Source organism: Anaerovorax odorimutans (genome assembly GCF_024459955.1).
Lineage (GTDB): Bacteria > Bacillota > Clostridia > Peptostreptococcales > Anaerovoracaceae > Hominibacterium > Hominibacterium odorimutans_A.
This window is the reverse complement of the sequence record NZ_JANFXK010000012.1, coordinates 26,559-50,750: the sequence shown is the minus strand read 5'-3', so window position 1 is coordinate 50,750 and position 24,192 is coordinate 26,559. Positions and strand designations below refer to the sequence as shown.

General features: G+C 44.0%; 22 protein-coding genes and 1 tRNA gene. 5 read left to right on the top strand and 18 right to left on the bottom strand.

Annotated elements, in window-relative coordinates; translation table 11 throughout:
- Nucleotides 1-42 precede the first annotated feature (42 nt).
- The 8 genes from mutY to NE619_RS11280 all read right to left on the bottom strand — a co-directional run bounded on the left by mutY (nt 43) and on the right by NE619_RS11280 (nt 7,946).
- The gene (gene mutY, locus NE619_RS11310; RefSeq protein WP_256132527.1) at nt 43-1,125 is read right to left on the bottom strand and encodes an A/G-specific adenine glycosylase; all 1,083 of its coding nucleotides are present in this window, start codon (nt 1,123-1,125) and stop codon (nt 43-45) included.
- A gap of 4 nt (nt 1,126-1,129) precedes the next feature.
- Nucleotides 1,130-2,059, bottom strand: coding sequence for a cysteine synthase A (gene cysK, locus NE619_RS11305; protein WP_256132526.1), 930 nt, complete (start codon nt 2,057-2,059; stop codon nt 1,130-1,132).
- A gap of 145 nt (nt 2,060-2,204) precedes the next feature.
- Entirely contained in the window at nt 2,205-3,476 is a 1,272-nt protein-coding gene (locus NE619_RS11300) for a ComF family protein (protein ID WP_256132525.1), read from the bottom strand.
- The gene (locus NE619_RS11295) at nt 3,457-4,524 is read right to left on the bottom strand and encodes a DNA-processing protein DprA (protein WP_256132524.1); all 1,068 of its coding nucleotides are present in this window, start codon (nt 4,522-4,524) and stop codon (nt 3,457-3,459) included. The genes NE619_RS11300 and NE619_RS11295 overlap by 20 nt, the downstream gene beginning before the upstream one ends.
- Nucleotides 4,525-5,009: 485 nt before the next feature.
- A complete protein-coding gene (locus tag NE619_RS11290) occupies nt 5,010-5,390 on the bottom strand; it encodes a VOC family protein (RefSeq protein WP_256132523.1) in 381 nt (126 codons plus the stop codon).
- Between the two features lie 469 nt (nt 5,391-5,859).
- Nucleotides 5,860-7,152, bottom strand: coding sequence for an ATP-binding protein (locus NE619_RS11285; protein WP_256132522.1), 1,293 nt, complete (start codon nt 7,150-7,152; stop codon nt 5,860-5,862).
- Between the two features lie 99 nt (nt 7,153-7,251).
- Nucleotides 7,252-7,359 (bottom strand): DUF3791 domain-containing protein, encoded by a 108-nt coding sequence (locus NE619_RS19305; RefSeq protein WP_420314507.1) that lies wholly within the window; start codon nt 7,357-7,359, stop codon nt 7,252-7,254.
- Nucleotides 7,360-7,379: 20 nt separating this feature from the next.
- Nucleotides 7,380-7,946, bottom strand: a complete 567-nt coding sequence (locus tag NE619_RS11280) for a DUF234 domain-containing protein (RefSeq protein WP_256132521.1) — start codon at nt 7,944-7,946, stop codon at nt 7,380-7,382.
- A 104-nt stretch (nt 7,947-8,050) separates the two neighbouring features.
- Between NE619_RS11280 and NE619_RS11275 the strand changes: the two genes are divergently transcribed.
- Entirely contained in the window at nt 8,051-8,410 is a 360-nt protein-coding gene (locus NE619_RS11275; RefSeq protein WP_256132520.1) for a hypothetical protein, read from the top strand.
- Nucleotides 8,411-9,500: 1,090 nt separating this feature from the next.
- On the opposite strand, the gene NE619_RS11270 is transcribed toward NE619_RS11275, so the two are convergent.
- From NE619_RS11270 to NE619_RS11255, 4 genes are all read right to left on the bottom strand, one after another.
- Nucleotides 9,501-12,752: a hypothetical protein gene (locus tag NE619_RS11270; RefSeq protein ID WP_256132519.1), complete on the bottom strand. Its 3,252-nt coding sequence runs from the start codon at nt 12,750-12,752 to the stop codon at nt 9,501-9,503.
- 170 nt (nt 12,753-12,922) lie between these two features.
- Nucleotides 12,923-14,071 (bottom strand): helix-turn-helix domain-containing protein, encoded by a 1,149-nt coding sequence (locus NE619_RS11265; RefSeq protein WP_256132518.1) that lies wholly within the window; start codon nt 14,069-14,071, stop codon nt 12,923-12,925.
- 496 nt (nt 14,072-14,567) lie between these two features.
- Nucleotides 14,568-14,655: transfer RNA gene (locus NE619_RS11260), tRNA-Ser, on the bottom strand.
- A 233-nt stretch (nt 14,656-14,888) separates the two neighbouring features.
- Nucleotides 14,889-15,875: a diacylglycerol/lipid kinase family protein gene (locus tag NE619_RS11255; protein ID WP_256132517.1), complete on the bottom strand. Its 987-nt coding sequence runs from the start codon at nt 15,873-15,875 to the stop codon at nt 14,889-14,891.
- Nucleotides 15,876-15,997: 122 nt separating this feature from the next.
- Here NE619_RS11255 and NE619_RS11250 point away from each other — a divergent pair, with 122 nt between their 5' ends.
- Nucleotides 15,998-17,107 (top strand): aminopeptidase, encoded by a 1,110-nt coding sequence (locus NE619_RS11250; RefSeq protein WP_305146622.1) that lies wholly within the window; start codon nt 15,998-16,000, stop codon nt 17,105-17,107.
- Between the two features lie 157 nt (nt 17,108-17,264).
- Here the strand turns inward: NE619_RS11250 and NE619_RS11245 are convergent, their stop codons facing one another.
- Both NE619_RS11245 and NE619_RS11240 read right to left on the bottom strand, forming a co-directional pair.
- Nucleotides 17,265-18,191: an alpha/beta hydrolase gene (locus NE619_RS11245; RefSeq protein WP_256132516.1), complete on the bottom strand. Its 927-nt coding sequence runs from the start codon at nt 18,189-18,191 to the stop codon at nt 17,265-17,267.
- Between the two features lie 80 nt (nt 18,192-18,271).
- Nucleotides 18,272-18,604 (bottom strand): winged helix-turn-helix transcriptional regulator, encoded by a 333-nt coding sequence (locus NE619_RS11240; RefSeq protein ID WP_256132515.1) that lies wholly within the window; start codon nt 18,602-18,604, stop codon nt 18,272-18,274.
- A 126-nt stretch (nt 18,605-18,730) separates the two neighbouring features.
- Here NE619_RS11240 and NE619_RS11235 point away from each other — a divergent pair, with 126 nt between their 5' ends.
- Nucleotides 18,731-19,300, top strand: coding sequence for a flavin reductase family protein (locus tag NE619_RS11235; protein ID WP_256132514.1), 570 nt, complete (start codon nt 18,731-18,733; stop codon nt 19,298-19,300).
- Between the two features lie 122 nt (nt 19,301-19,422).
- On the opposite strand, the gene NE619_RS11230 is transcribed toward NE619_RS11235, so the two are convergent.
- Genes NE619_RS11230 through NE619_RS11215 form a run of 4 tightly spaced genes read right to left on the bottom strand, consistent with a single transcriptional unit; the run spans nt 19,423 to nt 21,942 of the window.
- Nucleotides 19,423-19,695, bottom strand: a complete 273-nt coding sequence (locus NE619_RS11230) for a hypothetical protein (RefSeq protein ID WP_256132513.1) — start codon at nt 19,693-19,695, stop codon at nt 19,423-19,425.
- A 2-nt stretch (nt 19,696-19,697) separates the two neighbouring features.
- Nucleotides 19,698-20,471 carry an ABC transporter permease gene (locus NE619_RS11225; RefSeq protein ID WP_256132512.1) on the bottom strand — a complete coding sequence of 258 codons (774 nt, stop codon included), beginning with the start codon at nt 20,469-20,471 and terminating at the stop codon, nt 19,698-19,700.
- Entirely contained in the window at nt 20,468-21,190 is a 723-nt protein-coding gene (locus NE619_RS11220) for an ABC transporter permease (protein WP_256132511.1), read from the bottom strand. Before NE619_RS11220 ends, NE619_RS11225 begins: the two co-directional genes overlap by 4 nt.
- The gene (locus NE619_RS11215; RefSeq protein WP_256132510.1) at nt 21,187-21,942 is read right to left on the bottom strand and encodes an ABC transporter ATP-binding protein; all 756 of its coding nucleotides are present in this window, start codon (nt 21,940-21,942) and stop codon (nt 21,187-21,189) included. The genes NE619_RS11220 and NE619_RS11215 overlap by 4 nt, the downstream gene beginning before the upstream one ends.
- A 148-nt stretch (nt 21,943-22,090) precedes the next feature.
- Between NE619_RS11215 and NE619_RS11210 the strand changes: the two genes are divergently transcribed.
- Both NE619_RS11210 and NE619_RS11205 read left to right on the top strand, forming a co-directional pair.
- Nucleotides 22,091-22,798, top strand: a complete 708-nt coding sequence (locus NE619_RS11210; RefSeq protein ID WP_256132509.1) for a response regulator transcription factor — start codon at nt 22,091-22,093, stop codon at nt 22,796-22,798.
- A complete protein-coding gene (locus NE619_RS11205) occupies nt 22,795-24,186 on the top strand; it encodes a sensor histidine kinase (RefSeq protein WP_256132508.1) in 1,392 nt (463 codons plus the stop codon). Before NE619_RS11210 ends, NE619_RS11205 begins: the two co-directional genes overlap by 4 nt.
- The last annotated feature ends 6 nt before the right edge of the window (nt 24,187-24,192 follow it).

The window sequence follows — 24,192 nt, the reverse complement described above, 5'->3', positions numbered from 1 at the left end:
TATACCACAAATTTGGAAATTTAAGCATTGTTAAGGTAGTCTTTACACTTTTTCCGGTAAGAACTGGCGAAAGGCCGTAGGCAATGCGATTCGTCCGTTCAGCGCCTCCTTTTCCGCCCAATAAAAATCCGCGGGGGTTTCCTCGCATCGAAAATAAAAACAGGACATATGCCATTCCACATGGCTGAATATGTGTTTGCGGAAGGTTTCTTTTTCCAGTTCAGCCAGGCGGCATCCCCAGTCTCCGGCAACAGCTGCTGCCTCCGGGGCGGTCAGTTTTCCGGCAATATTGGGAAATTCCCACATTCCGGCAAGAAGTCCTGCGTGCTTTCTCTGGCGAATTGCGATTTTCCCTTCGCAGCACAGGACGAACACGGTCCGCTCTTCAATACGTCTCGGCTTCTTTTTTTCTTTAACCGGAAGCTGCCCTTCGGTACCGCTTCGGTGAGCCAGACAAAATTTCTCTGCCGGACAGAGCTGGCATTTGGGGCTTCCTGCGGGCACACAGACAGTAGCACCCAGTTCCATCAGGCTCTGGGTAAAGTCGCCGCAGTCTTCTTTCGGATAAACTTTTTCCAGCTCGGTTTTTACATAGCGTTTTGTGGCCGGCTTTAGGATGTCGTCATACATTTCCGTGATTCTGGAAATAACTCTGAGCACATTCCCATCCACGGCGGCCACCGGTTCACCAAAACAATTGGACGCGATCGCCCCCGCAGTATACTCGCCGATTCCCGGCAGTCTTATTATCTCACTGTATTCGGAAGGAAATACGCCATTATTTTCAAAGGTGATGATTCTGGCGGCTTTTTGAAGGTTTCTGGCTCGATTATAATAGCCCAGCCCTTCCCAAAGTTTCATCAGCTGGTCCTCATCGCTTTGAGCCAGCGACTCAATGGTCGGCAGCTTGTCCAGAAAACGGCGGTAATACTCCTTTACCGCTTCCACTCTGGTTTGCTGCAACATAATTTCAGAGAGCCAGATATGATATGGCTCTCTGTCCTTTCTCCAAGGGAGATCCCGTGCGTTTTCCCTATACCAGGGAATCAATGCGCCCGGAAGTTTTTTATATAATTCCGCTCGGTTTTTTTCGGTCATCTTTTCTTTTTGCAGTTCTTTCGCCAAAATCCTAGTCTTCAAACAGCGGTGTTGAAAAATACCGTTCCGCCGTATCCGGAAGAACTGTGACGACTGTCTTTCCTTTTCCTAATTTTTTTGCCAGCTTTAAGGCCGCGGCCACATTGGTTCCGCTGGAGATACCGCACATGAGCCCTTCCATGCTGGCCAGCTTTTTGGCGGTATCAATGGCCTCATCATCTGTCACGATATAGATATTATCGTAGATTTCCTTGTTGAGAATCTTGGGGATCACACCGTCGCCGATTCCCATCTGCAGATGCGTACCAATATCCCCGCCTGCCAGAATCGCAGCGTTCTCCGGTTCTACCGCCCAGATTTCCAGATCAGGATTCTGAGCCTTGAGCACTTCTCCGATTCCCGTAATCGTGCCTCCGGTTCCGATGCCGGAACAGAATCCGTGGATCTCGCCTTCCACCTGTTCCATGATCTCCAGGGCCGTATGATGTCTGTGGGCCATGGGATTGTTTTCGTTTTCAAATTGCTGAGGCACAAAGACTCTTGGGTCTTTCTCCGCCATTTCCAGCGCTGTTCTCAGGCACTCGTCGATGCAATCCCCGATATTGCCTTCATCATGGATCAGCTTCACTTCCGCTCCGTAATGGCGCACCAGCTTTCTCCGCTCTTCGCTGACCGAATCAGGCATGATGATGACGGTCTTATAGCCCTTGACCGCTCCGATGAGCGCCAGACCGATACCCTGATTGCCGCTGGTCGGTTCGGCGATGATGGAGTTTTCGTCGATGAGTCCCTGTTTCTCCGCTTCCAGAAGCATGTTATACGCAGTCCTGGTCTTGATGGAACCGCCTACGTTGAGCCCTTCAAACTTGACCAATACCTCCGCGCTGTCCGGGTCGTTCATCCGATTCAGCCGTATCATGGGCGTATGGCCAATTGCTGCTAATACATTATCATAAATCATTTTGCTTTCTTCTTTCTTTTAAATAATTTCATAACGTTTATGATATCATTTTTGAGGCGATTTTTGTAGGGGGCGATGTAAAAAAAGGACACCTTTTCACCGGAGCTTCCCGGCCAGGCATCCTTTTTCCCTGATGTTCCAAAGATTAGAACAAAAATTTGCTTTCTGATTCATTGGCGAATCCGGCATCTGAATTTCTTCTTTCCATAGCCTTTTTGTAGCCTTCAATGTAGGTGCAGGGAGCCTCCTTGTTGTACAGCTCCCGGCAGCCGAAAAAGGCTTCCTGAGTCGTTCGGTTGATTCTCAGCTGCATCTCGCCGCCGCACTTTCTGCATCTGATGGGTACCAGCTTTTCGTCCAGAAAATTGTTTTTATTTTGTTTGATCGCCAATACCACAACGGTGACTTTTTCCGCGCCCCGGAGATATAGCTCATCGGCGGCCTCCGCAGCCGTAGCGCCCGAAGTCAGGATATCATCCAGCAGGACGATATGCTTGCCTTTTACCTCTTTTTTCATTTCAAAAGCGCCCTTCACATTGGCTTCTCTCTCCGCCCGGTTTAATGTCCTCTGGGAACCGTATTTCTTCACGCAGACCAATTGTTCAGATAAATCCTCTGCTCCCGTATCATCTGCTGCGGCCCTGGTTATGGCCGCAAAGCGGTCGAATTGTCTGCTGTCCTTGGGCGGAATTCTGGTAACAGCGTCGATCTTCTCACAGATGGCGCTGCCGATAATTTGCCGATAGGTCTCAGTAAAAATTTCCGTCTGCGCCGTATCCTCCCATTTATGCAGCAAGATCCGCTTGGAAAGCTGGTGGCCATAAGCTCTTGGGTCACTCTGGCTGAAATATCTGCCTGCTGCGATCAGCGGACAAGTGTTTCCTCCAAAGGTCTTTAATTCCGTGCGGATCGTACGCAAAGCCTGCCAGTCATCCTTTTTATCCGCATAGCGCTCCGCGCAGTATTCGGCCAGATAACCCGCGCTTTCCCCGCGGACAGCCTTTTCTATATCTTCCCAGCTCTGGGCGATATGATCGGGCAGGTCGACAATCAGATCTCCCGGAAGCTCTTCGCCCCCGCAGAAAAAGAGATTGGAAATGTTATGGTTCTGGGCTTGTTTCAGCGCCTGACGCGATCCTGTGATTACCGCGGTCTCACAGGATCTGGTCTGCAACATACTCAGGAGCCTGGCATAAACCTTGGGATAAAAGATTGCCTTTCCAAAGGGCGACTGATCGCAAGTCAATTGCGGTCCATCCATAGCTTCTATTTTTTTTAGCCGCTCCTTATTATTCCCGCAAAAGAGAATTTTCTTTCCTGCATTCTCCGATAAGGATTTCAGACGGGCGTCAAACTCTTCCGGAATCGAATCAGTATCCACTGCGATTCCTTTCCATTCATTTTGTATGATAAACATATTCCACTTTTATTCCTTTCGAAAAGATATCCGTCTGACCGGAAACAGCTATATTTTCTTTTTCTTCCGCTTCCACTGTTCTATCCAGTTTCATCTGCAGCGTTCGTATCACGTCTTCATCGTTTTTTCCCTCCTGCGGGTCCAGCATGGCCGAGGAAACAGCATTGAGGAGATCTTTGTAAACGAGCGGATTCTTTTCGTCTGTCTCTGCCGATGGCGGAAACGCGGAAAGGATCAGTCCCCGCTCTGCGATTTCCATAGTCAAATCATCTCCCGGCCCGTCTTCCTCGTTGGGAAGCGGCGTATCCATTATCAGGATTGGCTTGTATCCGTTTTTGAGAGCCGTGCGCTCAATCTCCGTTTCAGCCCCGCAGGCAATGATAACCCCTGCGTTTCCCAGCGCTTTTGACAGCCGGGTCGTCTTTTCCTTTATTTTCTGATCCGCCTTTTCACAGCCGCAAATACCAATGATTGTTTCCCTGAGCAGATGGGGTTCGCCTCTCAGGAAGAGATACGGTGGCAGGTTTTTCCGTCCTTTCATCTGGCGGGGATATTCTTCCGCGTCGCGGCCCACCACCAGATCGTCTCTTTCCAAAGCCTTAAAGGATTGGCGGACCCGCTTTCCCTTCATGATGATTTCTTCCTTCGATACGTCCAGATATTGGGCCAGCACAGCAGCCGTTTCTTCAAGGGGCCGTTCCATATCGTTTTTCTCCCCAGCTTTCGAAAAGATCGCCTCTGCTTTTTCATCCAGGTTGCCGCAGAAAGAACGCAGCGTAAAATAACTGATCGCTTTCTGCATGTATGGGTGGTTCAGTTCCATATCGCTTTTATAAATAATTTCTCGCTTTGCTTTTGGCTTGTGCTGCCGGCACTCATCCAGATCTCCCCTGAGGAAAAGCGCTTCACTCGCGCTTTTTTTGATCGGATTGAGAACGCCTCCCCGAACCAGCTCTTCCAGCCTTTGCAGGGGCACTCCCAGGTATTGGGCCGCCTCCCGGCTGAAATACAGTTCGCTTATGAGGGCCTTTTTTGTAATTTCGTCCATCACACACCTCCTGCTCTGATTCTATCACAGGCAGGCGTTGCCCTCAATCTGTTATCAGAAGAATCTGTAAATATGTCTGCGGCGGATTTACGCACAGGGGATTTTTTTGGCATACGGACCAGAGACATCGCCTCAGCGGGCCCCGGAGGTTGGGTCTGGCAGTTCCCAGAGACGTGCCTGACAGCCCCCAGCAGTTCCCAGAGACGTGGCCTGGCATTCCCTGAGACTTGACCCGGCGGCTCCAGAGGCGTGACCCGGCGTTTTCAAAGACTTGACCCGGTGGCCCCAGAGGAGTGACCCGGCGGCCCCGGTAACTATTTCTTTTTTTTGCGAAAAGTTACGCACTTTTCAACGATCCTGCGGCCTCGAGAGCACCGCCAGCACAAATTTTCGCTTTTAATGGCTGCGAAAGGCCCTCAAACCCACAACTTTGCGTAAACGGAGGCGGATTTTCATAAAAAGTTACCACAATCTGGCTTCGGATGCTATTCCTGCTTTAACGCATATTCCATGTTGTGTTCTATAAGCGCAATGTTGACGCCATTGGGATCTTTGGTAAAAGTCATTCTGCCCACCAGCGTTGGAACCATTGGACCTGTAATCTCATAGCCTTTGCTTTCAAGGTCGCGAGCTGTTTCTTCGAGATCATCCACGTCCATTCCAATGGAATAAAGTCCGGTTTCGAATTTTGCGTTCTGAATCAGTTCAAGCATTCTGCCTTCTTTGTCTTTGATAATAACAATTCTGGTTTCCGGCTGGGGATTGAATTCGCTGTCGATCTCGAAGCCAAAGGCTTTGCGGTAAAACTCCAAAGTTTTTTCCATGTTATTCACAATCATTGTGGTATATTGAATTCTTGTACTCATTTTATTTGTTCCTTTCTGTATGAAGTGTCGCCCCCTATGGCTGACATGTGTGCATAGGAGACGGCGCTTCTGTCATGCATACTTTTTTTCTAAAAACTACATTAGTTCTGCGACCATCTTCCCGTTTTTGCCTGTTTGGTCGCGGGATTTTAAGCTCAAGGCCGAATTTGGTCGCAAAGCGTATAACTTGCGGGCTGTCTGGCAAGAAGATGGTCTGGCGCTTTTTGCTTTGAGATTGGACCAGAGCGGATAAACTCTGTGGGTTTGCGGGTGTTGCGGATTTATTTTTGTGAAATTTCCACTTAAAATTGACCAGCAAGGGCAAGAAACGTTGAAAAAAGATCCGCTTTTGCTTATTTTTCTGGATAAAAGATCCGGAAATAATTTAGCACGTTATAATACGAAATCGGATAGATGTTTTTTTAGCTGAACGCAGTCCGGATACAACAGAGAGCAAAGAATGCCAAAGTTATAATAACGCTCTCATCTTTCTTGCAAGATACAGTGGCATATTGGTAATTATACCGTTTTTCATATATCCTCGTTTTGAGAAACGAATTGCATTCTTAGGCTGTTTATCTTTGATATAGCGTTTAAATGATGGGGCTGATTTATCTTCCCCTCCTTTTGCTTCTACCGGAATGATCTCCATACCATATTGAATAACAAAATCAATTTCTCCGCTTTTATTGGAAAAATATCTGGGCTCAACTTCAAATTGCCCACGAAACTGCTGCAAAACATAGTTTTCCGTAAGCGGTCCTTTAAACTGATAATTGGACTTCAAGAGAATCGCACTATTGTCAACCCCAGCCATGTATTTAAGCAGTCCTGTATCAAAAACAAACAGTTTGAAGTAATCGAGTTTATCAAATGCTGATAATGGATGTTCAGCTTTTGAAACATTATAGACACGGTTCAGCATCCCTGCGGAAACCAGCCATTCGATGGCTTCCTCAAAATCTCTTGCTCTCCCGCCTTGACGAACTGATCCATACATAAACTTCTCATTAGGTTTGGCAAGCTGAGAAGCGATACTTCTAAACACCATAAGAATTCGCCCACTATTAATGTTTCCATTATGTTTTGAAAAGTCATTTTCATATACTTCAATAAGTTCTTTTTGTATTTGCAATATTTTTGCAGGGTCTTTATATTTTATCCATGAAGCCACACATTCCGGCATACCGCCAATGATAAGATAATGGTTATAGGTTTCCATCAGGCGATTATGGAAAATTTCTTCAATATGCTGCCCCTTTTGTATACTGCAATAATAAGCAAACAGCGACTCGTCCGTTGCCTCAAGAAATTCATCAAAAGTAAGAGGAAAGATATCTAGGATGTTTACCATACCAACAGGATAAGATTTTGGCTTTGCCAGCAATGTTCCCAGCAAACTGCCGGCAGCAATCACATGATATTCGTTTGCCTTTTCCTTAAAGTATTTTAACGTATTCAAAGCCTCAGGGCACTCCTGTATTTCATCAAATATAACCAAGGTTTCTCCCGGCATAATTTTTTTGCCGATAATCAATGACAGCAATTCAATAATTCTTTGTGGGTTTTTATTTGATTCAAAAATAGATTTCAACTCGTCTTCTTCATCAAAATTAAAATAAGCATAACTCTCATAGTAATGTTCCCCAAATTCTCTCATAAGCCATGTTTTGCCTACCTGCCGAGCGCCTTTTAAAACCAGTGGCTTGCGTTCTTCACTTGCTTTCCATTTTATCAAGCTTTCCATCGCATTACGATTCAAGTTAACTACCACCCTTTCCCATGTTTAAATATAAATTATCACATTTTTCTCGAGTTTATTAATGATAAAATCACATTTTCTTGATATTTTATATTAATTTTAACACATTTTTTCAAAATATACATCTATTTTTCTTGTCTTAATGCACCGGCCAATATCTTCCACAATATACTTTTTCCCAGTTGTGTGCAAAATTTCAAATTTCAACGAGCTCAAAAGGAAAATTACTAAAAATACATATCTTCTAACGATATCAATTTAACTTCTCCTGCATCTGCCTTCTCAATTAATGCATCTGTAAAGTCGCCTTTGGAGAAAATATAATAATGATACTTATCTCCAAATCCAAATGCTTCGGCATATTCCTGAAGTAACTGCAGTTCACCTACACCTATTTTTTCATTTTTATATTTGCAAGACCCGATGATATATTCTTTACCCGCTACTGGTGTTCCGACAATATCGATCTGTATTTCTTTACGGGTTTTCTTATCCGTTCCCCACCACTGTCCGACTTCTTTAATTGCAAAATCCGGGTTATTTTCATAGTTCAGCAGATATTCTTTACACATTTTTTCAAAAACTAATCCCATATAATCAGAATAGTATTTCTTTATTACCGCATCGTAGATAAGTCTAATTCTTCCTGAGTTTACAGATGACAGGTTTTTAGAAACAAACCTATACCAAAATCTAAAGAAATTGTCTTCAATGACATAAACCGTTTTCCTTCCGGCCTTCTCTGTAACAGGTGTTTCTTTTCTTACGATCTCAAGGTCTGTAGTGGTAAACAAAAAGTAGACACCCATCCATTTTTTGTAGACACCGTAATTAATAAGGGTTACACTAAAGTGAAACCTGGAACACTTCTACAAAAAGTATCCATAGGAGGTGTCAAATGAAATACACAAAAGAACAACGATTGGACATAGGCAGACGGATTTACACCCGTGAAATCAGCAAAGCGGACGCGATGGCCCAATATGAAATCAGCAAGTCCTGCGCGGAGGGGTACGTCACGGACTACAAACGAGCGCATGGCATTCCAGTAAAGCGGCACAAATCCATTTCAGCGGTTGCCATTGAATCCGGATCCGATGAAGACATGGAATCGTATCAATCGATGTCAAAAGAAGAATTAATCCAAGCGTTAATTCGATCAAAGGCGAATGAATTGCGCGCAAAAAAAGGGTACGAAGTGAAAGGGGGTGGGCAAAACAAGGAGTTCATTTCTTTAAACAGCAAGAATTTGAAATAGTTTTTGAACTTTCCGCGAAGTTTCCCATAAAGGTGCTTTGCGACCTTCTAGGCGTCAACCGAAGCGGTTTTTATAAATGGAAACGCCGTCTTGAACATCCTTCGGAGCGTTTGAAAACCTTTGCGAACAATTTGATGCTGTTCAAAGAATACCACGAAAAATATCCTTCCCACGGGTATCGATGGCTTAACGCGAAAATACGCCTTGACACGGGCCTGGTCTTGTCAGACCCTTACGCGCATAAATACTGTAAAACGGCGGGGATTGTCAGCAAGTCAAAACACTATCGATATAAAAAGCCGGGAGATACCTATCTAATTTTTGTTGACTAGTACAGATTTTTCAAAAAACTTTCCAGGGACATGTTACAATTTTCCACATTGTAAAGATTGACCTAGACTTGTGGTAAATTTACAACTAAATTTTTTTCATTCGCTCTAATTCCTATTGTTACTAATGTAGCACGGATAGTATTTAATTCCAATAATTGGGTTGTTTTTTGTAAAAATTATGTATAGATGAGGAGACTCTTTAGCAGTTAGAATCTAATTTTGTCGTCACGATCTCCGCCACCCGTATGTCAAGTCCACGACATTTCAATTTTCTTTATTCATATCCGTTAACCTGCTGACTCCTGCTCAATCAATCAATGACTACATTTGTTCCTTTGCTACTCGGTTCAATTCCACCAATCAATCCTCGCGGACCATACCGCGTTTAATCATCTCTGCATTTAAACTCTCTATATTGGAAAGTACAATCAACTGATGCAAGGTAGCATGATCACGGATGTTTCCATCCAGGCTCGGATTCGCATCACGCCATTGCTTTGCCGTATTTCCAAACATTGCCATATTTAAGACATCTGCTGCCGTGGCAAACAAATAATACTTTTATCATAAGCAAAAATCCTACTAAAATGCTGTATTCTGCCCCAATTTGCCGCAGTTTGCCGACCTGCATTTCGTCATAAGCAAAATGTGGCAAATAGAGGCAAGTTGAGGACATGAAACGTAGTAAAACCGTAGTAGAAACCGGGATATGTTACTACTGCGTTTTTAAAATTCAAGTCAAATAAATTTCACATATATTATGGCGTTAATTCACGTCTTTGACAAGGTAAATATATTAAAGACACGTTCATAAACTGATTGAATATTTCAAATAACCTATTCCAATCCACCTCAATTCCACAGATCATGAGAAATCGCGGAATATTCCCAAGTAACATAAACCAGTTTCCAATATATTCTTTATTAATAACCCGAGCAAACATGGACTTATGGAGTACAAAAAGGAAATTCTGCTTCATCTCTTCCTCTCCATATAGCTGATATATCTCAGGAAATGGAAGACATGAATGCCATCCGTCAGCGTATCGTGCTATTTCAAATGCTGCTATGCTGTTTTCTTTAATATATTCAATGTCCTCCTCATGAATATATCCACCATCAAATGGAGAGTATTCTTTTTCTTCTTTTTCACTCTTGCCAAGATATTTTATTCCTCGATTTATAATTTTTTTCGCAATCACATCTTCCATATTTCCAATTACACTGTATTCGTAATATTCCAAAGCATCTAATACCATATCACAATAATCGGACTCCAACACATAACAGATATCTCTCCCTTCAACAATTTGGGAATGTCTCCCATAATATAGCATGTCACCTATTCTCGATTTCAGGTATTGCTTAGAAAAACAATTAATATTCTCCGGTAATAGGTCAAAAATGTCTGCCTTGAATGAATTATCTCTAAAATATCCAGCCTGTATTAATCTTTTTGTACACTCCGGACCTTTCTTATTAATATATGAACTAATCAAATGTCGAATCCCCTTTTCTGACTGTGACATCAATTTGCAAATCAGTTCAACGGATTCTGTTTCCTTAATTAAACCTTTTTCTTCAAAAATAATCAAAGCATCCTCTATATTATAAACACTGTAATCTTTTCGACATCCATACATTGTCCAAGCATAGTTTACAGAATAAATATCTATTTCTCTGTTTTCGTAATTTGCCAGGCGAACCACTGATAATGCGACTGGAACCACTGTAAATGATCCTTCTGGTGCGCATTCCTTTATTTTTTCCATCAAAGTCATTCCACGATATAAATTATCTTCTCCAAAGAATCCTAATTCATGAAGTCTAATTTTTGCTCGATGAGGAATAAACTCAGCCCCAAAATGATCTAATCCATATTCTTTCAAAGCCACACAGAAAAGTGTTTTTTCTTCTGTTTTGAGATATTCTAAAAACAAGTCATGAAATATTTCCTTAGAATTCCCGTGAATCCATGTACTAATCAAATATTCTTCAAGCAAATCTGCTTTCTTTTGAGCATCAGTTTGTGTATTTTTTAAGGTTCCTTCAATTTCCTCAAATAATATTTTCTTTTCCAAACGATCATAAAATGTAATTTCATCATTTACAGCCCGAACCAGTTCATAAAACTGACCATCGCTATAATTCCTAGATTCTATATACCTTTTTGTCATATCCTCCCCTTGTTTACAAGCAAGATACAAATTCCACATTATTCCAGTGCTAAAAATATGATTCTCTATTGAAGTATGTTTCTGAAGATAATATAATATTTGATAAATTAATCCATCACACCCTATTAGATCATTCCGAGTAGCCACTTGATATATTAGGCAAAAAGAATAGTATTGATAAATATTTAAGCAATTCTCTCGGGTTTCTAATATTCGCTGCAATTGATTGTAAAAGCTTGTAATAGAATTATAGTCTAGGGTTGAAGCCAATAATTGCTTGAAAACATCAAAGTCACTATACTTCACAAGAAGACAATCTAAAAAATCATCATCTAAATCAAAAGATGCAAGCCTTGCCATATATTCATAATTCCCATCCGCAAGGCTAGATTTTACAAAATTTAGCACATTACTCTGATGCCTTTTAAATGAAGGCATCAGTTCCCTCAAATATGTATTTAAGCTATCATGTAAAAGAGAAATTCTATTCTCTACTATTTCAAATAAATATTGATGAGATAAAACAAATTCTTTTAATACATCATAAAAGCCACTCTCAGCCAAAAAATCAAAAAGCTCTTTCCATGTAAAAAAGCTATTATTAGCTGCGAATATACACAACAATGACTTTGTATCTACATTTTCTAAAAGATTGTCATAGTACTGATTCAAACTATCAACAGGCTGATTTAAATTTATTTTTCCATTCTTCTTATAATGTTCTGCCAAAAAATATGTAATAATTGGATAACCTTCAGCAATTTCTAGGATATGTTTCTGCACCGTGTAATCTGTTATATCATGCACCATCGCAAGATATAATCTGGCCTCATCAGAGCTCCAGTTAAATAATTCTGTCTTCTCCCATTCCACTTCTGTTTTCAAAGGACGAGAAAGCACTACAACTCGTACTTGTGCTCTTGCTAACCTATTAATAAAATCTACATACTTGTTCAATTCCAAAGGATTATAATTCTCCACATGATCCAAGCCATCAATAATGATAATTTGATCACCATTGACCATTTTCGCAATAAGTTCATCGACAGTGAAACTTCTTGGTGTCTTGTAAACTAACAACCCCAGTTCTGTCAAAAACTTATCGAATTGTAATCTTCTCCTCAGTTGCTCATCTTGTGGACCGATCCAAAATCTATACACAATAGAATCTTTAAAAGTATTTTTTAATTCATCTACAAAATGACTTTTCCCAACTCCCGGCTTTCCTACATAAAATGTAATGCCAGTTTCAATGCAATCAGGCACTTTGCGCAATACAATCGTCTGATGTTGCAAATCTGTTGATAATGTAATTAGCTCCGGAAGATCAGATATTCTCACAACAAATTTTTCTGCACAAGCAAACTCAATCCCCTTTTGAATTATTTGAAGTTCTCTTTCTTCTGTTTGATAAAAATCATCCAGATATTCTGTGACCTGCTCCTCCGTTAATGGAATTATAATGACTCCCGATTTATTAACTGCAGGTAAACCCATAAAAATTGTATCTGTAATGATCTGATTTGTATTAATAATCATTACATTATTATCCTTATTATCGTATTGATTCTCATTCGCTTTAATTTTTACAGTATGCTCTGATACAACGATATCATCAATTTGAGTCCCCGCGTAATTTTTTGCCTGAATACGATAAACGATTCCATCATCCATTTCAATATAAATGTCATCAAACTGTTTAGTATCAAGTGCTTCTGACTCAATTTTTACAATATGGTGTTCTGTATCCATCTTTGCCAAGAAAAACGTAAATATATAATTTTGATAATTGTAACCTTTCAATGAATTTCTAGCCACTTTTCTCTTTGCCATATATACCTCCGTTCAATTGAATTAAAATGTTTCATATTTATACTTTTTAAATCGAGTTAATTCAACACATTTTATCATTCAATATGCCTACAATTTTTCCTCATAATTGCCTAATTTAACCAAGGAATCCTACTGTTCTAGAATTCTAATTATATTTATACAAAATTTGATTAATTCATCCGATACTCATCCAATAGCATTTTTAATATCAAAGCATTCTCGTACTCCTCTTTGAAAGCTTCCGGACGATATGTATCTGGCAACTCCATAAATGGAATACGGATTTCTTCCAAATATTTGTCTCTGTTTTCCCATTTAGAAATTGCATAGGTCTTGAAACTATTCTTTTCATCTTCTGTGAAAAATATTAATATACATTCTTCGAACATCTCCCGTGCAAATCTTGCCTCCTCACTTTCATTATCGGAAAAAAACTCATGAAGAATCATCTCTTTCGATCTCTTCACAAAATACTTAAAACTAACATGATCACTATACATTACCCCTCTAAACAAAAAATCTGTACAAGGTACATTTGTAAAATATCTTCCGCCATCCAACGCTACTCCTATTGTCGAGAACAACGTTGTCTGATGATAACGAACATAAACATTATACCAATGCGGTCTGCTATCCATCTGACTAAAAAGGTAATATTCATATCCATTCCTATCATCACATTCAAAATGTTCAATGATATATTCTGGATGATATTTATAATACTGTCGAACAACCGAACTATCATCCGGAACATCTAACCAGTCCTCTTTCTTCATTAAATAGTAAAATGCCTGCTCAAGAGGTGATGATAACAAATGGAATCTTTTCTTCCATAAATATTCTATATGAGATATTTCCGCTGAACGATTCTTGGGCGTATTAGTGTCAAAGGTCCTTACATAAATATTATTTGCATTAACATCCCTGTATTTTTCTTCTAAATAATATGGTGTATAATATCCATTTTTAATTATAATAATGTCTATCACACCTTTCATAGTTTGTAATGTTTCTACCAAAACCTTCGGCCTTATACCGCCAGCAAACTTTTTATCCCTTAAGAAATCAATGAGCATTTGTGTATTTTTTCTATTAGCTGCATTAAATAAATCATTTACACAATAATCATTTTCTTCATCTATCCCAATAATAATATAAGCATCTCTATTTTCCAAATTATTAGCCATACATATGATATCATGAAGTAAATCCGATAGTTTTCCTTCCGTATACCATTCTCTTTTAAAATCCCAATATCCGCCTTCCTGTTTAAATGATATTAACTCTTTTATTTCATCTTTTTGGTCTTGTAAAAGCATAAATATCATATTCCTTCTCAAATCAATATTTTTCCGTATTCCAAATCGAATCTTCTCTATAGAATCATTCATATCCTCAAACGAAAATTTTCTTTACACCATATCCTGATTTATTTCTCTACATTTATTGAGTTTTGCTCATTTCTTGCAAAGTATATCACATTTAGGCACAAAAATGGACTATATCGCATAGGCTTCTTTTTTATCCAATATGTTTCTTTATCCGTTTCTGTCGTCTTTTATCATGCTTTTCAAATCTTTTCATCACAATTTAAGGCACAGCTGTGCAAGCCAACTTCTTGCAAACGACATTCCGTTAAAACAGATGCAAGACTGGTCGGTTGAAAGCAAATGATGTTTAGAACAACTGTTGCTTTTTCTTAAACCCGCAGTTGTTCTGTCCTAAAAATACGAGCTCTGCCCTGGAAAAAAGGCGATTCGTGCCGTTTTCCAAAAACTACAAAAGCCTGCAACCATCAAAGTCACAGGCTCTACTTGGCGGAGAGTCCGGGATTCGAACCCGGGGCCCGGTTAAGGGCACGGCATTTCGAGTGCCGCACGATCGACCACTCTGACAACTCTCCAAAATATGAAATTCCCGATTCTTTTTAAAGCCCCTCCAAAATCACGCGCAACTCTACCCTGCGCATTAAAAAAATCGACTCCTATAGTATAGCGGATTTACCGCCGCTGCGCAAGCATTTTATTATGCAGAAAACACCAACACAAAATATCAGGGAACGCATTCTGCAAAGCATCGTCCCACAAAAGTTGTCATGTACACATAGAAGGCCACGTCACGGATGAACCGGCTCGCTCAAAGCCGTTTATTCGGCCCCGGCCCCGCTCCCACACCCGCCGGAACAGAAAAGCGCATGGCCCTGGGCACGATCTCAAAAGAAACCTTTCCCGTATAAAGAATTTCTCCGTCAACGCAGAGCTTCATTTTTCCCGAATTGGGAGCAATGGTCAGTTTTCTGCATTTACGATAATCGATGATTTCCTGGGCCCTTTTATCCCCCAGATGGACGCCCTTCGCATACTTGGGGAACAAGCGGATGAAGGTCCTTCTGGGAACGTCTTTAATCAAGCTGACATCGAGCAAGCCGTCATCCAAAATCGAAAGAGGCAGTCCCTTTACCCCGCCGCCGCAGAAACAACCGTTTGCCACCGCGATCAGAAGCAGCTTTCCGTCAAAGCTGGTACCGTCTTCATAATAAACTTTCAGATCCGCCCCCTCCTTCTTGATCAGGATAATAGCCACCGACAGCAGATAAGCAAAAGAACCCTTTACCAGAGGCCAGTTCTTGGCCCGGCTGGTCTGATCCACAACATTGCAGTCAAACCCGATGTTGAACATATTCACGCAGTATCGAAAAGCTCCGGCCTCTTCTACCTCTTCTCCTTCTTCCTGCACATAGCGGATCAGGTCGCTGTCCACCGCCCGGCCCCGCAGCTGCGCCTCAATATCCAGAAAAGCCTGCGGCGAAGCGTAATTGCGCACATAATCGTTGCCTGTTCCCAACGGCACGCAGCCCACCTCCGCATTGGCAAAACCGAAGGCGCCGTTGGCTACCTCGTTGAGCGCGCCGTCACCTCCGCAGGCGTAAAAACGAACCTTCTCATTGCCGGTCTGTTCTTCGCAGGTTTTGCGCACGAACCGTTCTCCGTCGCCCTGAAACTTGGTTTCATAGATTTCCACCTGCTCCCCCAGCCTGGCTCCCGCGGCCCGGATCTGCTCTTCCAGCCTTTGCGTTCTTCCCTTTTTTCCTGCCAGCGGATTTATCACAAAAATATGTCGCATCTTCTCTCTCCTTGCCTATCATTTTACCGTCCCGCCGACCGCCGCGCAACACAAATTCTTTTAAATTCCCGGACATTGGGGTATAATAACTACCAGTATATAGAATATAGAGGAGTTTTATTATGGATACGAGAATCAAGAAACTGTCGGACCTGCTGGTCCACTATTCCTGCAATGTGCAGAAAGGGGAAAAAGTACTGGTTACTTATGAAGGCGAATGCTGCAAGCCCCTCATCCGCCAGATTATCAAGGACATCTACGCCTGCGGCGGCCTGCCCTACGCAGAAGTACGCGACTCCGCCATTTCCAGGGAAATTCTGCTGGGCTGCCAGGAAGAGCAAATCGAATTTATGAATGAATATCAGCTGGCTCAGATGAAGGGAATGCAGGCGTACATCGCTGTGAGCGCTGGCAGCAATACGGCGGAAATGGCCGACGTGCCTTCCGAAAAGCTGAACATGTACAGCAAGCTGACCCGCCCGACTCTGGACTACCGGGTAAACAAAACAAAATGGGTCATACTCAGATATCCCAATAGCTCCATGGCGCAGCTGGCCAATACCAGTCTGGAATCCTTCGAGGATTTTTACTTTGATGTGTGCACGCTGGATTACCAGAAGATGAGTACGGCCATGGACGCCCTCGTTGACCTGATGAACAAAACCGATAAGGTTCGCATCAAAGGCCCGGGAACGGATCTGACCTTCTCCATCAAAGACATTCCGGCTGTCAAATGCGCAGGAGAATGCAACATCCCCGACGGAGAAGTTTACACAGCTCCGGTGAGAGAATCCATGAACGGAACCATTTCCTACAACACACCTTCCGAGGAACAGGGTTTTACCTTTGAAAACATCGTCTTTAAGATTAAGGACGGAAAAATTGTCAAAGCCACGGCCAACAACAACGACCGCATCAACCAGCTGCTGGATACGGACGAGGGTTCTCGCTATTTCGGCGAATTTGCTCTGGGTGTCAACCCGTATATCCTCCAGCCTATGAAGGATACGCTCTTTGATGAAAAAATCGCCGGCAGCTTCCACCTGACGCCCGGTGCTGCCTATGAAGACGCTTTCAACGGAAATAAATCGGCAGTCCACTGGGATCTGGTCATGATTCAGCGCCCCGAATACGGTGGCGGCGAGATCTATTTTGATAACGTACTCATCCGCAAAGATGGCTTATTCGTCGTTCCCGAACTGAAATGTCTCAACCCGGAAGAACTGAAATAGTCCTCTTCCCTTCAGGTTTTCGCTGGCACCATTTGCGCTAACACCCTTAAATAGTGAAAAAAGCAGAGATCAGCAGCGGCCCCATATCGTCCCCTTTGATCCCTGCTTTTTTAGATTCATTAGTTCTGTTCCCATTAGGCTTCCGGAGTGAACGATCCTAAAAACAATTGAACCCTTCATTCAAAAACAAAATGCGTTTTTGAACATTACCCATGACGATTTGGGTATTTAAGGCGCAGTCATATCCATGAATGGTTCCTCTTGTTTCATTCATTTCAACACTCGCCCCCGCTTGCCGCAATCGCTTTCCATATAGAACCCCTTCATCATGCAAACAATCATATTCCGCAGTTTCGATATAGGTATCGGGAATGGTTTGAGGCAGACTGCTATGCATCGGAGAAGCGCCATATGTATCTTCAACGTCCAAATTCTTGCAATAATATGACCACATTCGTTTGTTATTTTTCGAGTTCCATAGCGGAGTATCGGAAAACCGTTTCATTGAATCCGTCCGCATACTTACATCTGTTACAGGATATATCAGCATCTGAACACATGGCTGTTTCAAATTTTCACGTTCATAATTATTACAAATCAACGCGGCAATCGACGCACCCGCGCTATCTCCGGCCACTCCGATCTTTTCACCATCAATCCGAAACGCTTCTGAATTTTTCATAATGCATTTATATAGCGCCAAAACATCCTCATATGCAGCCGGATACGAATACTTGGGCGTCAAATGATAATCCGGAAAATAAACCCTGCATCTTGCTTTCATCGCGTACATACACGCAAGTTTTTTATGATGGGCAGAAGCCCTGTAACTGAAAGCGCCTCCGTGTACATAGATCAGGCAGGGCAGCTTTTCTTTTACATTCGATGGCTCAAATACTTCCACCTTAAAGTTTCGGTTCTTATAGCCTTCAACCGTAATCCTTCTATTGGTAACTCCTTTGGGAATCCTCGTTAAACGAAAGGATACGACCTGAAAGAGATTGGCGCACTTTATCACCAACTTATTGTACGGTACCCTTATTGCTATTTGCTTTAATTCAGAATCAATCTGTTTTTTATCCATAAGGCTGCTCCCCTGTCAATGTATGCCTGCAAACAAATTCAAAGATCGCCAGCATAACAACCGGCAAATCGTCATGCTATTTATTCCCTGTTGTTTTCACCCCAAACACACAGCTGATCCAAAACATCCATCAAGGATTTTCCTCTGTCGCTCAAGCTGTATTCAACCTTTGGCGGTATCTGCGGATATTCCTTGCGAATAACGAGACCGTCCGCCTCAAGCTCTTTTAAATTACTGCTGAGTGTTTTGTCGGTCACATTTTTCAGATATCGTTTCAACTCATTAAACCTTACAATTTCAAACTCCATCAGACAGTAGAGGATAACCATCTTATGCTTGCCGGATATGAGTGACAGCGTATAGCTGAATCCTGTATCTTCAAAATTGGCGTTCTCAATATAATTCTTTATCATTTTATACTTTCCTTTATGATAGTACCTATCTTTAATAACAGTACTTGTATTTTTTCTTTTACCCACTATAATTATATTTAAGGATGCAAGTTCTGTCAATCCCATATAAGAAACGAGGTAATCAAAATGAGAAAGAAGCTGAACCTAACAGAAGGTATTTTCCCGATGCCGGTTTTAATGGTAGCCACTTACAATGAAGATGGCAGCGTCAATGTCATGAATGCCGCATGGGGCACTATGCAGGAAAGAGGAAATGTAGCACTCAATCTGACAGAGTCGCACAAAACAGTGAAGAACATCAAGGCGAGAGGTGCTTTTACCGTAAGTATCGCCGATGCCGCGCATGTAGTTGAAGCAGACTATTTCGGCGTTGAGTCGGGCAACCGGGTTTCCAACAAATTCGAAAACAGCGGACTGACCACAATCAAGTCTGAACAGGTCGACGCGCCAATTATCAACGAATTTCCGCTCTGCCTGGAGTGTGAGTTTATCGAGTATCAGAGCGGCGAATACGGATGCGGCGTTATTGGTAAAGTGGTAAATGTAACAGCAGATGAAAAGGTAATGGTTGGAGACAAGATTGATATGTCCTTAGTAAACGCTATCGCCTTTGATCCGTATACCCATGGCTACTATAAAGTGACCGAACGCGTGGGCGAAGCCTTCAAAGACGGTTTGCAGCTTAAAAACGAGTAGGGCTGCGGCATCAGAAATCCTGTCAGCTGTATAGAAAAGCAGAGACCAGAATCGGCCCCACATCGGCCTTCTCTGATCCCTGCTTTTTCTCTAAACAGGTCCCTCTTTTCACACAAATCTTTTTACACCGTCATCATCACCAGCGCAGCCGCGCCGCAGGCCGCATACAGCATATTGACCACCAGACAGAGCTTCATAAAGGAATTGCGGAGCATCGTTTTTCCATAAGCAATGCCGGTAAGAATCCCTCCTCCAATCATCACCACCGCATATAATGCGATCAATCGCTCTGCCGCAGGAGACAAAAGCGCCCATTCATTGGTCCGCAAAACCAGCAGCGTCCATGGAAAAACCATCAGAATTCCGCAAACCGCTGTCATTAATTTCTCTCTCATTCTCATCCTCTCCTTTCCGCCTTTCCCAGTTGATTGCAGGAAACGGCAAGACATACCAGTGTAATAATCACCGCCGCGGGAATCCACGGCAATAGATCGCAGGGGAAGTCTCCCATATGGGCGGCCAGCTTGTGCATCTGCCCGGTAACCACCCGAAAGGCATAGCACATGGGATAAGCAAACCACACCTTGGTATTCATCACCAGGACCGAAGGTACAATAGTCGCCAATCCGATGCCTACCGAAAAGACTGGCGTGCGGATGCAGACCGCAATCATCCAGAAAACAGCAGCCATGGGAATGGACGCCAGATAGACGGATCCGGCCAGCCCCAGCACATCCGATGGCCCCAGCGTAAAGCTATAGTCTTCCAAAGAAGAAGCGGCGGCCGCGCTCAAGTAGTAGCACACTACCATCGCGATCATCTGTACAGCGGCTAAAAGCAGCAATACGATAAACTTGGCCATACACAGCTTGGCAGGAGATATGGGCAGCGAAAGCATCTTTAGAATACCATTGCCGCTTCTCTCCGTCTGATTGAGCAGAACGGTTCCGATCACCAGACTGGCGGGAAACATGAACCAGGACAGCCCCAGAAAGCCCTGAACCAGAAAATTATCTTCCGGCAGAATTCCTTCCGCCTGCATGTTAAAATTGACATCGGCATTGATAATCATCGGAATCCAGAGAATGACGATGGGAATCATCAAAATCCAGATGATTTTCGAACGATGGATTTTACGCCGTTCTATATCGACCATGGTTAACAGATTCATTGGACATTCCTCCTTATTCTCAGATAGACCAGCTCCGCTGCGCAAAATACCGCCATTTCCACAAGCGCGCCCAGAAGAAGTTCTCCAGCCTCCCCCTCGCCTGCCCCGCTAAAGGTCTGAAATGGAAGAGTAAATGGAAACATGGATAAAATCAGGCTGCCGGGCGGGATCACCACCGTAGCAAAAATGCCAATCACGCCGATGCCCAGAGAGATCCACATATTCCTGCATGCCGAAGAGATTCCCATCATCAGGATTACTGCCGGCACCGACAGGGCTGTCGCAAAGCCCATTGACGAAAACAGCTGCGCTGCAAAATCCTCCGGCGGCGAAAACCAGCAGCGGACGCAGAAAGCCAAAGCCGCTGTCTCCAAAGCGATCATGAAAACCGAAGCTGCCGCCAATACAAAGCATTTGCTGAAAAACATGCTTTCCCCCTTTGCCGGCAGGGCTTCCATTTTCTGCAGGGCATTATCCGCATATTCTATATGGTACACAATACATGCGCCGATCACGATCATAAAGACATTGAGCATTGCCATCATCTGCCAGTTGGCATCCATAAGGACCACAAAAGGCGACTCCTTCACAGATGTGAAAACATCCTGCCGCAGGGCAGTATTGGCGATGGGTATGGCTGCCGCCAGAAGACCGCCCCCTACGAATGCCGGATAAAACCCGGTCCGCTTCAACTTGCCGTATTCCAAAGAAACACTCATCTCCTTCTCCCCCTTTGCTGATTGTCCTCATCGATCATAGCCAGGAAGGTATCTTCCAAATGCTCGTGGGAATAGCCCTTTTGCACAGCATCCTGTTTCAGATCCGCAAGGGAGCCTTCAAACAGCAGCCTGCCGTGATTGATGATGCCCACATCATCCGCCATCAGCTCCACTTCCGGCAGCAGATGGGAGGACACCAAAACCGTACAGTCAAACTGTTTCGGCAGATTCCGTATCAAGGTGCGTATCTCGTGGATTCCCACAGGATCCAGGCCATTGGTCGGTTCATCCAAAATCAGGATAGGTGGCTTGCCGATCAGCGCTCCGGCCAGCCCCAGCCTCTGTTTCATGCCCAGGGAATACTTTCTAGCCAGCCTCTTGCGATGCTCCGTAAGGCCCACAAGCTCCAGGGCATCATCCACCGATGATTTCGGCAGGCTCAGAATTTTGCGGATAATATGCAGATTTTCCTCTCCGCTGAGGTTGCCGTAAAAAGCCGGCGCTTCGATAAACGAGCCGATTTCACGCAGAATGGCCTGCCGGTCCTGCGGGTAGGATTTTCCGTCTATGGTAAAGGTCCCTTTGCTCTGCTTGGTCAGCCCCAGAAACATTTTCATGGTCGTCGATTTGCCCGCTCCATTGGGGCCTAAAAACCCATACACGCTTCCCTTGCGGACGTGCAGATTAATACCCGCCACCGCTTTAAAGTCGCCGTAGGTTTTTGTCAGTTTGTTTGTCTCTATCATATTCATATTCCATTCTCCTTTCCGATTACAGCTATATCCTACAGCATCAACCTTACGCCAGCTTTCCCGCAACCTTACAATTGCCTTACATTTCGCCTTTGATAAAAAAATTTCCGATTTGTGTATTATAATAAAGACAAGGAGGCTGATGAAAATGAATGACGACTTTTTAAAGGAAAAACGAATCCTGCTGGTGGACGATGAGCAGGAGCTGCTGGATATGGTGGTTTCCATATTGAAAGAAGACGGCTACAAACGCATCTATACTGCCAAAACCGCAGAGCAGGCGGTCTGTGAAGCACAGCGCGTCCGGCCCGAGCTGGCGGTCCTGGATGTCATGCTCCCCGACGGCGACGGATTTTCTCTGCTGAAAGAACTGAAAAAAGAGGCTGATTATCCAGTGCTGTTTCTCTCTGCCCGCGGTGAGGACGAGGACCGGCTGGCTGGGCTAGGACTGGGCGCCGATGATTATATCGTCAAGCCCTTTCTGCCGAAGGAATTGCTCTTTCGCATCAGCGCTATCCTGAGAAGAAGCTATAAAAATGAGAATCCTCTGGTGCCTCTGCACGCCTGCCGGATTGATTTCAGCAGGGCCGAAATCCACAGGGGCAGCCAGCGCATTTCTCTGACCGCCAAAGAACACGACCTGCTCTTTGCCCTCTCCCAGAACGCCGGAAAAATCGTTACCATCGACGCGCTCTGTGAGGCTGCCTGGGGCGACAATCCATACGGTTATGAAAATTCCCTGATGGCCCACATCCGCCGCATACGGGAAAAGATCGAAGAAAACCCTTCCAAGCCTCAATCCCTTGTTACGGTCAAAGGGCTGGGCTATAAATTGATTACGGAGGAAAAGAAATGAGCAGCGCACTGAAACTGATCCGCAGGTTTATTTTGATCCTGCTGCTTTCCATTTGCCTGCTGTTTGTGTTCAACGCGGTCCTTCTGTTCTATCTTTCCTATCACCAGACAGGAAATGCGGGAGGATGGAAAGCGGCCCAGGCTGTTTCTGACGCATTGACCGCAGACGGAAATGGAACGTACCAGCTTTCCCGGGAAGGCGCATCTGTTCTGGAGGAATATCAGGCCTGGGCCATCCTCATCGACGACAACGGCGGAAACGTCGTCTGGCACAGTGACAATTTGCCCGGGGCCGTACCCCTTGCTTACTCAGCCTCTGATATCGCCCAGGCGGTACGGGGATATATCTGCGATTATCCCACGACCACCGGCAGTCACGGCGGAGATCTGCTGATTATGGGGCACCCGAAAACAGCTTACTGGAAACTGATGTGGAACACCTTTGACTACAATACCATCGCAAAGCTTCCCCAGCATGTCCTGGTTTTCATCATATGCAATCTGGCAGCCATATTCCTCATCTACATGATCGCTTCCTCAGGGATCTTCCGCTCCGTAAAGCCGATTCTCTGCGGCATTGAGGCCCTGCCCCAGGGAGAAGATATATACCTGAAAGAAAAGGGGCTGCTCTCCGATCTGGCAGCTTCCATCAACCGGGTTTCGGAAAAGCTGAGCGCCCAGAATCGTCAGCTCAGAAAAAAGGAAACCGCCCGGGCCAACTGGATCGCCGGGGTATCCCATGATATCCGCACGCCCCTTTCCATGGTCATGGGCTATGCGGGACAGCTTGAAGAGGATACGGCCCTGAGCCAAGAAGCCCGCTGTAAAGCTGCCGTCATCCGCAGGCAGAGCGAAAAGATAAGAAACCTGGTCAGCGACCTCAACCTGGCCTCCAAGCTGGAATACAACATGCAGCCCTTAAAGCTTTCTAAAGTCAGCATGACCTCGCTGGTAAGGCAGGTATCGGCCGATTTTCTGAACATGGATCTTGAAGAAAAATATCCTATCATCTGGGAAACAACCGAAAACCTTCCGGCCTGCTTTGTTCTGGGGGATAAAGAACTGCTCCGCCGGGCAATTACCAATATCATACAGAACAGCATTAATCATAACGACGAGGGCTGCGGCATCTACGTCTCCCTTGCGGAAAACAGCGGTCAGTGTGAAATCATCCTGGAGGATGACGGCATCGGGGCAAGCGATGCCCGGATTGAAGAATTGAACGACAAACCTCACTACATGGTCTGCGATGACAGCATAACCAGACAGCGCCACGGGCTGGGGCTTTTGCTCGTTAAACAGATCATCGCTGCTCATCAGGGGAGCGTGGAGATCGGTCGCGGCAGCCATGGAGGTTTTTCGGTTATTCTGAGGCTAAAGGTTTCGTAGGTTTTT